Below are 12,866 nucleotides of genomic sequence, written 5' to 3'. Positions count from 1 at the left end.
TTACGAAGGAGGGAAGCTTCATGTATTTGGCTATTCGGGAAATCAGATTCGCTAAGGCTCGTTATGCGTTAATCGCAACCATTATGGTGCTGGTAGCATTTCTTGTTTTGTTTGTGACCGGTCTTGCACAAGGGCTTGCCTATGATAATGCGGCTTCTATTAAAAATATGGCTGCCACTCATTTTGTCTTGGAACAGCATGCTGAGCACCGACTCACCCGTTCTCAGCTCAATCAGAGCCAGCTGCAGAAAGCCAGCCTGATCGTCGGGAAAGAGAACGTTGAGCCGCTTGGCGTGAGAATGACAACGGTCAGCCCTTCTGGCGATTCAGCCAAAATAGACGTCACTCTGCTCGCGGTGAATCCGGAGGGTTGGCTGGCGCCCGCAATAACGGAAGGCTCGCCGCTTTCGGATCAGCTAGCAGGTCATGTTCTCGTTGATGACAAGCTAGCTGAGGCTGGCATCACGCTTGGTACAGTCCTTGTCGATCAAGCTTCGGGCACGGAATGGACAGTGAATGGATTCGTGAGAAACGAGTCATTCAGCCATACGCCGGCCGTTTTCCTCCATAAACAGGATTGGCTTAGCCTCCAAGCACAAACCGTTACTCATCAGGAAACCGGAGACGCAGATCAACCCATTTACAATGCGATTGCTATTAAAACAGACAACGAAAACGTTCAGAAGCTACGGGCTGCGCTGCCCCGCACGGAAGTAATTAAAAAGTCTGAAGCTGTGTCCGCGATTCCCGGCTACAAAGAAGAGCAAGGCTCGCTCATGATGATGATTGTATTTTTGTTTGTTATTTCTGCTTTTGTACTGGCCGTATTCTTTTATGTCATTACGATTCAGAAAACGAGCCAATTCGGTATTCTGAAAGCGATTGGTACACAATCCGTTTATTTGGTCAGAAGCGTGGCTCTGCAAGTACTCGTCTTATCAATCGGCAGCCTAGCCATCAGCGTCCTGTTGGTGCAGCTGTTCGAGGCCGTATTGCCAAGCTCGATGCCCTTTCAATTAGGCTTCGCCACGCTCGCCATTACTTGCCTGTCCTTTGTCATCATGTCGCTGGCTGGCTCGCTGTTCTCGGTGTGGAAGGTCGCCAGAATCGATGCCCTGGATGCGATCGGGAGGACAGCCGCATGAGAAACCGACTAGAATTGCAAGCAATCACGCAGACTTTTGAAGATGGCGGTATCGAGAGGACGATTCTGAGTCAGCTTAGCCTTGAGGTTGCCGAAGGCGAGCTGGTCGCTGTAATGGGGCCTTCCGGATCGGGCAAGAGCACATTCCTATCCATTGCAGGAGCGCTTCTCGAGCCAACGAGCGGACATGTTCTGCTTGATGGGGAATCTATCGCCGGTAAAAGCAAACAAGAGCGTTCGGAGATGCGGCTTCGGAAGATAGGCTTTATATTTCAAAACGCCAACTTGATTCCGTACTTGAAGGTAGAAGAACAATTGACGCTGGTAGCCAAGCTTGCCGAGATGGATAAGGCACAGGCAGCCAAGCGAGTGGGCGATCTGCTCGATAGAATGGGGCTGTCTCATCGACGAAAGGCCTATCCCGACAAGCTTTCCGGCGGGGAGCGGCAACGGGTCGCTATTGCAAGAGCTTTGATGAATGACCCGGCTGTCCTGTTTGCAGATGAACCGACAGCAAGCTTAGATGCATCACGGGGGCTCGATGTAGTGCGCATAATCGCGAAGCAAGTCAAGGATCAGGGAGCGAGCGGGGTGATGGTCACGCATGACGACCGAGTTTTACAGTTATGTGATCGCGTGCTTTATCTAGAGAATGGGAAGCTGAACCGACAAGCGTAAACGGCTGTTGCCGTCCGCTGGCGGCTAAGCTTACGTTTCGCGTAGATATATAAGCGCATTTATAGGTAAAAACATATAAATGCGCTTATATAAATAAAACAAACCTCCACATCGCTTAAGCGTGCTGTGGAGGATTTCGATTTGATGCCGTTAGCTAGTTCGGATACGAAGGATTCATAACCGCTTGGCCGCGATGCGTCTCGCGTTCGCCCTCCACGCTCGGGTCCAGCACGCTGCGTATCTGGTCATAGCTGAGTTCAAAGGACGGTTCGAACTCGGGAGAGGCCGCATATTGCTGCAGGCTATGCAGAAGCTGGCGTACCTCCGGCTTATCTTGCTGGCCGATTAGGTCACTTGCGCATATGAGCAAGCTTCCCTTGCCCACCTTGGCTTCAACGATCAAGCCGAGCTTATGATTGCGCTCAAAGTTGTCAATGACCTGGACGAGGGGGCGGAACGCTTCCGGCCACTTATCCAGAATAAGCGAATGGGAGTGGATTAGAATCGGCCACCACTGCCAGTTGCTATGAAACTCGGTTGGAAATGCCTTGAACGCGGGATGCTTCTCATCGCATAGGATTCCGAGCGTTCCCGGTGCGGGAGCCGCGTCTTTTCCCTCACAGATGGATCTAAACATAGGATAACACCAGAAGTCCGAAGCAAACGCTCCATCGATATGGGAGGATAGCTGCTCTTGATGGGGAATGAGCAACACACGTCCGCCTTCTTCGAGAATATCGCTTGCCTCTTGATCGAACGCTCTGCGCAAGTGAAATTCAGCCTGCGGCTTGGCTTCAGCCTGCGCCGACGGATATACCCAGATCGGATAATGATTCGTAACGTCGCTTCCCTTCCATTTCAGCGTAAGCTCAAGCTTGGCGGGAGCCTCTGCTGCGGAAAGGTCGATCTGCAGCGTACCCACGTTTTCCAATGCCCCTTGCCGAACATGCTGTGCCGCCGTTAATCCAGCCTCGATTAGCCGGTCCCCTTGCTTGAGCGACCACTCCAGCTGTACGTCTTCAAGAGAGTCATATCCGTAATTCGCGATCTCCAGCTCAGCGACCAACTTCTCCTCCTGGGTATACGTAAACTTTGGAATTCTTGCCAGCAGAACGATTTCCGAGCAAAACTCGCGCCACTTCTCCGGTTCTATGAAGCCCTTGGATTCCATGAACGCGTCCAATACGCCAACCAATGCCGTTCCTTGACCCGGAAAGTCCTGCAGATCAAGCAGTTGGAACCCGCCGAAGCCAGGCGTACGCAAAGCGGCTTCAATCTCTTCGCGGTAGCATATGACCGCGAGCTGCCCGGATGCCCGGAAAAATTGATCGGCTTGGTCGAGCATTCCCGCAGCCTCAAGCCTCTCGCGAAACACTTCAAAGTTCCTTGCCTTCAAGACGCCTGTGTATTTCTCTATTTCGCCAAAGTTCGGAAAGGACTGATATTGGCCAATTTCATGGCTTATCGTAGGCGCTTGAATGTCCGGAAGGTTATCCCGATAGTCCGTTAAGGTTGAAGGGTAGCTGTCTTGCACATGTCCAAGCGGCAGGTCCGCATGGGAGAACGAAGCACGAACCATCGATTCGCCATGCCCTGTTCGCATGGTCACCCAGAAATCGGAGTCTTCCGAGAAAGCCGGCGCCCAGAAATAGTTATTCGCCCCTTCCGCGTATAAGCGCCTGTTATCCTGTTCCCGATATTCCTTCAACAGGCTCGACATGGCGTTGCGGCTTCCATGCAATTCGTTGCCTAGCGTAAACAGAGCAAATGACGGGTGATTGCCATAAGCCTTTAATATGCGTAAGCCTTCCTCCCGCAAGTAGTCCGATCTCGCCTCATCATAGTCCTCATCCGCCGGATCTTGAAATGCGCCCCAATACGGCAGCTCAGGCTCGAAATAAATACCGAGCAAATCCGCGGCCATAAATCCCGCTTCCGGCGGGCAGCAGGTGTGGAAGCGATAATGGTTAATCCCGTAGGACTTGGCGGTAGACAGCACCTTAACCCATTCTTCCACCGTCATCGGGGCATATCCGGTTAAAGGAAAGGCCAACGCGTCATGTTTTCCCCGCAAAAAGACTTTACGGCCGTTATTCGTAAACTGTGTGCCTTCCGTGCCGAACTTGCGCATCCCAAAGCTTACGAATTGCTCATTCCGATACGACTGCCCGTTGGCGCTCGCCTCCAGACTGACAAGCAAGCGATATAATACGGGGTTGAACTCATCCCACAGCATGATCTCTTCGCCAAGCTCATAGTCCAGTTCAACGGACTGGGTGCCCGGCACGGAGTGAATCATAGCCGTCTTTACTGCAGCTGCAGCGTTCCCGTTGCCTTGGATAGCCCCTATTAGGCCTGCTAATGCGATTGATAGATTAGCGTCCGCATTGCCCCTCGTATCGTTGATCACTTGAAACCTGAGCTGAACGGACTTACTCGCAGCATCGGGGAATGCCTGGACGTTTTCTATTCGGATCAAATCCGATGCCTGAATCTCGATTCTGCCGAGCAGTCCGTTCCAGTTCGTCTGCGTATCGGGTGATGTCATATGACCGCCTTTTAACGGTAGGCCGCTGTTATCGACCAATATGGTTAACGTATGCGTGCCAGGGGGCATGATCCCGAATTCATAGATATGGGGCGCGCTTACGCTGTTCTGCTTGCCTTGCAGCTCATCGCCCATCCACACCTGCGTCACTCTTGTCCGCTCCACGTATAGCTGGATATGCTTGTTCGCCCATTCCGCCTTGATTTCAATCTCGCGTTGGTACCACGCATAACCGTTTAGCGGATAAGCCTCTGTCAGATGGGCGACTTCTCTCGCCGTGTTGTATTCGCCTTTTTGATGCTCCGAGGTAGTCCCCGGCAGCTGGATGTGATCCTGCAGCCGCTCGTTATACCATTTTTGTTCGATGCCTTGCTTGGTCTCGTCCAAGCCAAATCTCCACGTTCCCGCAATTGACTCTATCATCATATTTTTCACAGCCTCCAGCTCTTAGCAGATGCTTTAACGGTAATCTCTATATTCTTGCGGCGTATAGCCCGTCGACTTCTTGAACAAATAGGCAAAATAAGCAGAGGTCTGAAATCCGACCTGTTCCGACACCTCGTACACCTTGATGCTCGGATTGTTAAGCAGCTCTTTGGCTTTGTTCATTCGCGTTTCCTGAAGAAAATCAGATATCGTTTTGCCCATTTCTTTTTTGAACAGCACGCTCAAATAACTTGCATTCAAATGATGAATTTCGGCGATTTGCTTTACCGTAATATGCTCTTGGAAATGCGCCTCCAAATACTCGGTAACCTTGCCAATTAGATTATGCCTTTGGCTCGCCTCACTCTTCTTTTCATTGACCATATGGCGTTGAACGTAATCAAGCACGACCTCGCGGATTTGAGCCTCGCTTCTGCAATCGATAAGCTTCTGCCACATCTCCAAATTCATTTCGCCGCCAAGCTCTTTGTTCCATGTCTGCTTACGGGCCAGTTCGCTGAGCAATGCCATGCCAAACGCCTGTACATACGTAAATAGCGTAGAAGATTGAGGCAGCAGCATGTCAAACACGTTATTCACGTAGTCCACAACCTTATGGGCATCGGCAGCGTCCTCCGTCAGCTGTATAATCTCGGGTATGATCTCTTCACGAAGACGAAACTGTTGAAATTCCGATTCGTCCAATCGATCGTAATGCAAGATTTGCCCGCCCTCCATTAAGCGGAATCTCGCCATCATGAATTTCACTTCCTTATACAACGACGGCACATCTTCCCAAGCCGTGCATATCCTGCTATTGCCAATGGTAACCGTTGAACCGTACTGCTCATGCATCACGTTCTGTATGAAAGCAAGCTGTTTCTCGATCGACGCTCGTTCAAGCGGGCTTAGGTTAATATGCAGGGCGACAATTTCGTCGGTGCCGGTCTTTGCGACATAAACATGGTCATAATCGCTTAAGCCAATATGGACCGTTTTCAAAAATCCGTTGCTGATCACAACCCGCTCCCTTGCATCCTGCACCGAGGAGTGAAAGTGATCATAGCCTAAAACGATTAATCCGATTTCTTGATTGCTTGCGGGAAGATCCAGCAGTTTGCCCCATGAATGCAGCATTTCGACATGAGTGTCTGCTACCCCAATTACATCGGATACGAACCGTTCTCTAACGATATCGAGGCTGCCGGATACTTTCTGCTGCAGCTCCTGTGCTTGATTCTCGATTTGCTTCAGCTTTGTTAGCGCCTTCCGAAATCCGGTTAGCTTGCTCTCAACCTCCTCCACTTTAATCGGCTTCAATACGTAGGCTTGCGCCCCAACGTTCATCGCTTCCTGAACGAATTCGAATTCGTTGTAGCCGCTGATCATAAGCACTTGAAGCTGCGGCTGAATCGCTTTAGCCTTTGCAACTAGCTCGATTCCCGTCATAACCGGCATGGATACATCGGATATCAGCACATCAATAGAAGCATTACGCAATATGTCGAGCGCTTCTTGACCGGATTCTGCAGTGAAAGGCATATCATAGCCTAGCTCTTCCCACTTGATATAACGCACAAGCCCTTGAATATGGGTTGGCTCATCATCCACGATCAACGCTGTTAACAACATTACATCACCTTCCTAATCTGCGGCTTATGAACGCTTGCAGGTATTCGGATCGTCACCGCCGTCCACTCGTTCTCTTTGCTGTCTATCGTAAATTCATGCGTATTCTCAAAATAAAGCTGGAGCCGCTCGCGTATATTAGCCGTGCCGTAGCCGTTGCCGTTCCCCACCTGTTTGCCTAATCGAATTTGTTCCAGCATCTCGCTGGTGATGCCTATCCCGTTATCGAACACCTCGAATCGAATATTATCTTGCTCCAGCTGCGCCGAAATGCGGATGACGCCGTTCTTTCTGCCTGTAATGTTGCCATGCAAATAACAATTTTCCACAATAGGCTGCAATAGCAGCTTGATCGTATAGAGCCCCAGCAGCTCCTGATCAATATGCCATTCAATGGTCACCCTGCCCGGATAACGCATCTCTTGAATGTCTAAATATGCTCTTACATGCTCAAGTTCGCCCTTTATTTGTATAACATTAATTTTATTGTCCAGCGCCAATCGGTAAAAGGCGGTCAGTGCATCTATTGTTCGCAGCTGCGTATCGTCTTGCATATCCAGCGCTCGCCATCTGAGCAGACTTAACGAGTTGTAAATAAAATGCGGATTGATCTGTGCCTGCAGCGCTTTGAACGATTGCTCGCGTTCCTTGAGCTTCGCCTGCGTGATGTCCTCAACAAGCATGCCTAGACGGCCGGACATTGAATTAAACAAAATCTCCAGATCGCCAAGCTCGTCTTTAGCCGTGTTGCGGATGCTGACATCGAATTGGCCTTGACTGACATCGTACATACGCGTTCCCAGCTTATGAATGCGCCAGACGACATTTTTCAAAACCGTCATAATCAAAAAAATGGAACAAAGCAGAAATAGAAAGATAACAGCAATAATGCCGTATAAAATCGTCTTGGACTGACTCTCCAGCTGATCCATCTGAATCAATGCGGCAACATGCCAATTCGAATCAATCGGCCTGACCATAAGCAAATTGCCATCCACAATGACGCCATCAGACAAGCCCGCTTCTTCCCAGTGATGGTTCAGCGTCGTGGATTGCACCTTTAATCCGATTTTTTCCGGATCGGAGGAAACGATAATCGTGCCGGAATCGTCAATAATCGATAATTCGCCTGAACCGCTAAACGGCTGATCGAACAGATTGCCAAAAACCGATTTATAATCTAGCAGCATATAAATAATGCCCAGCAAATTGCCGGTCGAGCTCATCACTTTATGAGAGATAACAAGCTTATCCTTATTCACGTTGCTCCATATTAAAGAGCTGGAAGCCTCGCTCGTTTGGGTAAACCAATCCGTCTCATTCAAGTCAGGCTGCAAGATCCGCCCCTCTGGCTTCCACAGCAGCCGTCCGTCCTGCACAAGCATCGGATTCGTGTGATATATCCGAAAATCATCGATACCCGGCAAGTATTTACTCGTATATACAAATGAACGGTCTACGTACTCAACCGTGTTCAACTGCTCGAACATATCCGAGTAGGTGCGGCTTAGCCTCGAGATCAACTCCCCATCCGTTGCCGTACGGGTAGCAAGCACATCGTAGCTCTGCTTGCGGAATTCTATATTTTGAACGGTTTGGCGCATCGCTTCATTAATGGTGACCAAGTAATTGTCCCTGAAGCTTTCAAGCGCAAGATAACCCGCAACAATGCCTAAAAAAATCGTTGGAACAAAAATAATGGCTCCATACAGAATTAATATTTTTCGGCGCAGGTTCATTTTCTGGGTGTACTTGATAACGATTCGTTCAAGGCTGCGGCGTATTTGCATCGTATCCCTCCTTTCCGTATTGTAATCGTATTCGTAACAATGGAAAAGGGAGCAACCTCCCAGAAGGGGTTGCTCCGTTATGGTGTACTGCTAACCTTGCTCTTCCAGCAGTACTTCATATTGCTCCTGCCATTCTTGCTTAACCTCAGTCCAGTGCCCACGTTTCTCAAGGGCATCACGGAAAGCCATCCAGGTTGCTTCGAACTGCTCGTCGCTTTTGGACATGATGAATTTCGCTCTATACTCTTTGCGAATGTTTTCGAGCTCAGGCAAATATTTCTCTAGCAGACCGCCTGCCTTCGCTTTAACCAAGTCGTAGGTTTGCGTGCTGCGCACGGCGCCCATCTGTCCTACCGCAGCCGTGAATTCCGACGTTTTCTCGTTTCCGACTTTATCGCCTGTGCCGAAATTCCACCACGGATACCAGTCGTTATTGTAGGAAGAAATCATGTACAGCTCTGGCGTTACTTTCGCTTTCTGTGCAGGCTCGCCAGAATTACGCGCTTTATCATATTCTGCATCAATATAATTCCATCGTCCTAGCGGCTGATCGATCCAGCCCCAGTACTTTCCTTCCGGTCCTTCGTTAATGACTTGCTGCTGTTCCGCTCCAGGCTTAAGCGAGTAATCAAGAAACTTCAAAACCGCCTCTAGATTTTTGGAATCTTTGCTAATGTAGACGTCATATCCTGGATACGGATTGATGACCGTGTTCGCGCCAAGCTTCTCGACGCCCTCTACCTTAGGGAATGGAACGACTTGATAGAACCAGCCTGGCTCAGTCGGGCCTTCCAGCGTCTCCCAGATCGAATTATCCACGTTAAAGAAGGAGCCTACGTTCATGGCTACGCGTCCTGCTTTGTTTTTCTCTTTGTAGCGTTCCTTTTTATCGGTTACGACCTCTGGGTCCACCAGATTGGAACGATACATTTTATTCATCCATTGGTAAGCCACTTTATACTGTGGGTCGTCATACAAGAGGACAAGGTCGTCACCCTTCTTCTCTGCCGGGATAATGCCGCCGCCCGTCGTTACGCCAAACGTACTTAAAACAGCGTTTTCATCATTCCAAGTTGCCGTATCGTTAGGATCCATTAAGAAGCTAAGCGGAATTAGCGGCTTGCCTGACGCGTCTTTTTGCGCAGCGGCTTTTTTCAAGTACGCTTCAACGCCTTCAATCGTAGCCAAATCCGCCGTGGTCATTCCCGCTTTCTCAAGCACGTCCGTACGGACAAGCCATGTTTGCGATGCCCAGCCCGGCCATGGATTCTCAGGGTTTTGGTCGAACCAGGTTGGAATGGACCAAATATGCCCATCCGCATCCTTCATTTGGTCCAAGTATTCCTTAGGAATCGCTGCAAGGTTGGGATATTGATCAGGCATATCGAAATATTGCTCGACTGACAGAATTTTATTGGAGCGAATCATCGCTGCTTTCACGATTTCACTGCGGTTGAACACCGCTGCATCTTCGAAGCCGCCCGTATTCAGCTTCAAGTTAAGCGCCGTAACGGCATCACCTTGCGTAGCTTCAAGCACAACTTCAATGCCTGGCTCCGATTCCTTCCAATTTTTTTGGACGAGGCTATCATTATTAACCGTTGCTGACCAGCCCAGCCATAGATTGAATTTGTTCGAGCCTGTTGCCGTTTCCGTACCGCCTTGTGCCACATTCGTGCTTTTCGGATCATTTTTGGATGCGTTCGAACCTGAACATCCTGCGACCACAGACAGCAATACGACCGCCGACATAGCCATTAAACCGGTCTTCTTAACCCATTTGCTCTGCATGCTTCTTTTCTCCCCTTTTCGCTTGCCTAAATAACGGTATGTGATGAAGCCCGAATACCCTCAAAGTAACGGCTCTTATCCTTTGACGGAGCCGATCAATACGCCCTTCACGAAATATTTCTGAAGGAACGGATACACACATAGAATCGGAATCGCGCTCACCATGACGGTTGCCATTTTGACCGACATGAGTGTCACGTTCTGCATTTGCGACCCTCTAGCCAGCGCTTCCTGATTCGAGTTCGAACCTAGAATGGCTGACATATCCTGCGCCGACAATAACTGCTGGAGAAACGTTTGTACCGGGATGAGATCCTGCTTAGTGACGTAAAATGCTCCGGCGAACCAATCATTCCAATGGCCGACCGCGGTGAACAATCCGATCGCCGCGAGCATCGGCTTCGACAGCGGTACGATAATTTGGAGCAGTACGCGGAACGGCCCTGCACCGTCCAGCTCCGCCGATTCGACAAGCGCCTCCGGAATGCCTTGAATGAACTTCAGCATGACAAACATATTCCAAGCCGAGAACATGCCGGGTATGATATAAACCAAGAAGTTGTTAATGAGCCCCAAATTATAAAGCTGAATATAAAGAGGTACAAGCCCGCCGCTGAATAGCATCGTCAGCAAAATATAGCTTAGAATCGATTTGCGGAATGGAACCTTCGTATACGACAAGCCGAATGCTACCATCAGCGTGACCATAAGGCCGGCTATCGTACCCGCGATCGTACGCAGGATCGTAATGAGATAAGCGTGCTGAATCACTTCGTTGCCGAGTACGATTTCATAATTGATTAGCGTAAACGCCCTTGGCCATAAATATACGCCGCCCTTCGCTGCGTCGGTTCCCTCATTTAGCGAGATCGCCAGCATATAGGCAAACGGATACAGCACGGACACACATAGCAGAATCATGAGAACGACAAGGATGCTTTGCGAGACGATTTCTCCCGTTGTACGTTTCATCGGTTACCACAACCCCTCGCCGTTCAATTTTCTAGAAACCTGATTCGTGAACACGACTAGAATAAGACTGATCACGGATGACAGCAGTCCGATAGCCGTAGCCATACCGAAGTACCCCTGCTGCAGGCCGGTTCGAAGAACATACGTATCAAGAACGTCCGCCACCTGCATGTTTGCCGGATTCAATAGCGGATAAATCTGATCCATGCCTACGGTGATCAAGCTTGGAATGCTAAGGATAAGCACGATCGAGACCGTTGGGATCATGCCTGGCAGCGTGACATGCCGAATCTGTGCCCATTTGCCCGCGCCTTCCACCTTTGCCGCTTCATACTGCTGGGGATCGATCGCCGTAATGGCCGCGAGATATAGAATCGTATTCCAGCCCACCTCTTTCCATAAACCGCTGGAGACGATCATTGGCCGGAACCAGCTCTCCGAGCCTAGGAAAAAGATAGGCTCTCCGCCCATTTTCGTAATCAAATCGTTCGCCAAACCGCCGTCTAGCGTAAGAAAGGATTGTAGAATATACGCGACGACGATCCATGAGAAGAAATGAGGCAAGTAGCTGACCGATTGAACGAATCTTTTAAAGCCTGCGCTCACCAATTCATTAATCATAATGGCCAATACGATTGGAGCCGGAAATCCGAATACGAATTTCAATACCGAAATGAACAACGTATTTTTTACGACGATCCAAAACTGAGGCTCTTGCAGAAACGTAAAGTTTTGGAACCCAACCCACGCGCTGTCCCATATAGAGGACCCGATCTGAAAATCGCGGAATGCGATTTGAATGCCCGCCATCGGAACATAGTTAAATAGAAACAAAAGCAAAACCGCCGGTAAAATCATGACATACTGCCAACGATATTTGTATAGTTGTGCTAACATGATGTCGCATCCCTCCTTCTGTTATACATTGTAAGGGGATTCAATTAGGCAAACCATATAACGATGATTGGATTTTCATCGTAATGATTTGCTCTTTGTGCGGGAACAAAAAAAACAGGCGGCCATGAGGCCACCTGTTACTGTTTCGTTTTTATGCATAAATGATTGTTGTTACCTTATCCATTTAGAAAAAAAGGACTGCTTACATGCGTTTTTTCGATTTAAATCAATTACATCATCAATTTGATTGTTTGGAAACTTTCTGGCAAGCGCTTCGGTTCCCTGATTAAGTTTAAATTTCATCTCTTCATCGAATAGTGGAGCAAGGCAGTAGAAGCGTACACTGCGTTCGTCGTCCATCTTCAGTTCATGAAAGGCCTGATCCGTATGATTGGGAGAAAGGAGAATGATGCCCGTCATCTTGGTGTTTGTAGACAAAGGTTCAGCTGGATCTCCATTAGGTATGGTATGCCCTTCTCCGAGCCATGTATGGTGTTCATGAGGCAATCTGGCCAGCATTTTTAACCAATAGATTGGCCAATAGTGATCGAAATCTTTGAATGCCTCATCCGATAGCGGCCAATTAGGCGGAAGTAACACCATTAGCTCCGCATATCGGTAATCTTCCCTGCCCTCCGGCGTATTCATGGGCAAATAGCTCATCCCCGTCGTAAACAATACATGATAGGGTTGACGCGGGGTCGGCTTAATATGATGCACATCAATGTGAATCAAATCCGACATGACTTCATGCAGAACCGTTTCTACCTCTCCGTAATACCTCTGCATATGCTCTTCGATTTTCTCGCTCCAGCCTTCGTCGCCATAAGCTGGCGCGGTCCATTCCTTCTCTTTGTCTTCGTAGCGATAGATGCGATCTCCCGCTTTCGTAAGCTCATCCGCCATTTCAAATATCTCCTTTGTTGATCGTGACTGCGTATGTACGATAATTTCCTATACTATTTGGTTATTATACTGCGGATACCGTTTC

General features: G+C 49.1%; 9 protein-coding genes. 2 read left to right on the top strand and 7 right to left on the bottom strand.

What is annotated here, in order from left to right; genetic code table 11:
- Nucleotides 1-20: 20 nt before the first annotated feature.
- Nucleotides 21-1,145 carry an ABC transporter permease gene (locus AC0YN3_RS29065; RefSeq protein WP_475778400.1) on the top strand — a complete coding sequence of 375 codons (1,125 nt, stop codon included), beginning with the start codon at nucleotides 21-23 and terminating at the stop codon, nucleotides 1,143-1,145.
- A complete protein-coding gene (locus AC0YN3_RS29060) occupies nucleotides 1,142-1,822 on the top strand; it encodes an ABC transporter ATP-binding protein (protein ID WP_475778399.1) in 681 nt (226 codons plus the stop codon). The genes AC0YN3_RS29065 and AC0YN3_RS29060 overlap by 4 nt, the downstream gene beginning before the upstream one ends.
- 154 nt (nucleotides 1,823-1,976) lie before the next feature.
- Here AC0YN3_RS29060 and AC0YN3_RS29055 read toward each other — a convergent pair whose 3' ends face one another.
- From AC0YN3_RS29055 to AC0YN3_RS29025, 7 genes are all read right to left on the bottom strand, one after another.
- Nucleotides 1,977-4,796: a sugar-binding domain-containing protein gene (locus AC0YN3_RS29055; RefSeq protein ID WP_475778398.1), complete on the bottom strand. Its 2,820-nt coding sequence runs from the start codon at nucleotides 4,794-4,796 to the stop codon at nucleotides 1,977-1,979.
- Between the two features lie 33 nt (nucleotides 4,797-4,829).
- Entirely contained in the window at nucleotides 4,830-6,428 is a 1,599-nt protein-coding gene (locus tag AC0YN3_RS29050; RefSeq protein ID WP_475778397.1) for a response regulator transcription factor, read from the bottom strand.
- Nucleotides 6,428-8,215 carry a sensor histidine kinase gene (locus AC0YN3_RS29045; protein WP_475778396.1) on the bottom strand — a complete coding sequence of 596 codons (1,788 nt, stop codon included), beginning with the start codon at nucleotides 8,213-8,215 and terminating at the stop codon, nucleotides 6,428-6,430. Before AC0YN3_RS29045 ends, AC0YN3_RS29050 begins: the two co-directional genes overlap by 1 nt.
- Nucleotides 8,216-8,305: 90 nt before the next feature.
- Nucleotides 8,306-10,006: a type 2 periplasmic-binding domain-containing protein gene (locus AC0YN3_RS29040; RefSeq protein ID WP_475778395.1), complete on the bottom strand. Its 1,701-nt coding sequence runs from the start codon at nucleotides 10,004-10,006 to the stop codon at nucleotides 8,306-8,308.
- Nucleotides 10,007-10,081: 75 nt separating this feature from the next.
- Entirely contained in the window at nucleotides 10,082-10,978 is an 897-nt protein-coding gene (locus AC0YN3_RS29035) for a carbohydrate ABC transporter permease (RefSeq protein WP_475778394.1), read from the bottom strand.
- A gap of 3 nt (nucleotides 10,979-10,981) precedes the next feature.
- Entirely contained in the window at nucleotides 10,982-11,875 is an 894-nt protein-coding gene (locus AC0YN3_RS29030) for an ABC transporter permease (protein WP_475775028.1), read from the bottom strand.
- 171 nt (nucleotides 11,876-12,046) lie between these two features.
- Entirely contained in the window at nucleotides 12,047-12,781 is a 735-nt protein-coding gene (locus AC0YN3_RS29025; protein WP_475778393.1) for a suppressor of fused domain protein, read from the bottom strand.
- Nucleotides 12,782-12,866: the final 85 nt, after the last annotated feature.

This window comes from Paenibacillus sp. J22R232 (genome assembly GCF_056269165.1).
This window is presented reverse-complemented; position numbering and strand designations above follow the sequence as displayed.

What these genes read in the sequence shown, in the direction of transcription:
- AC0YN3_RS29035 (WP_475778394.1), bottom strand. Translation starts at nt 10,978, where the DNA reads ATGAAACGTACAACGGGAGAAATCGTCTCGCAAAGCATCCTTGTCGTT.
- AC0YN3_RS29060 (WP_475778399.1), top strand. Translation starts at nt 1,142, where the DNA reads ATGAGAAACCGACTAGAATTGCAAGCAATCACGCAGACTTTTGAAGAT.
- AC0YN3_RS29030 (WP_475775028.1), bottom strand. Translation starts at nt 11,875, where the DNA reads ATGTTAGCACAACTATACAAATATCGTTGGCAGTATGTCATGATTTTA.
- AC0YN3_RS29065 (WP_475778400.1), top strand. Translation starts at nt 21, where the DNA reads ATGTATTTGGCTATTCGGGAAATCAGATTCGCTAAGGCTCGTTATGCG.
- AC0YN3_RS29025 (WP_475778393.1), bottom strand. Translation starts at nt 12,781, where the DNA reads ATGGCGGATGAGCTTACGAAAGCGGGAGATCGCATCTATCGCTACGAA.
- AC0YN3_RS29045 (WP_475778396.1), bottom strand. Translation starts at nt 8,215, where the DNA reads ATGCAAATACGCCGCAGCCTTGAACGAATCGTTATCAAGTACACCCAG.
- AC0YN3_RS29050 (WP_475778397.1), bottom strand. Translation starts at nt 6,428, where the DNA reads ATGTTGTTAACAGCGTTGATCGTGGATGATGAGCCAACCCATATTCAA.
- AC0YN3_RS29040 (WP_475778395.1), bottom strand. Translation starts at nt 10,006, where the DNA reads ATGCAGAGCAAATGGGTTAAGAAGACCGGTTTAATGGCTATGTCGGCG.
- AC0YN3_RS29055 (WP_475778398.1), bottom strand. Translation starts at nt 4,796, where the DNA reads ATGATGATAGAGTCAATTGCGGGAACGTGGAGATTTGGCTTGGACGAG.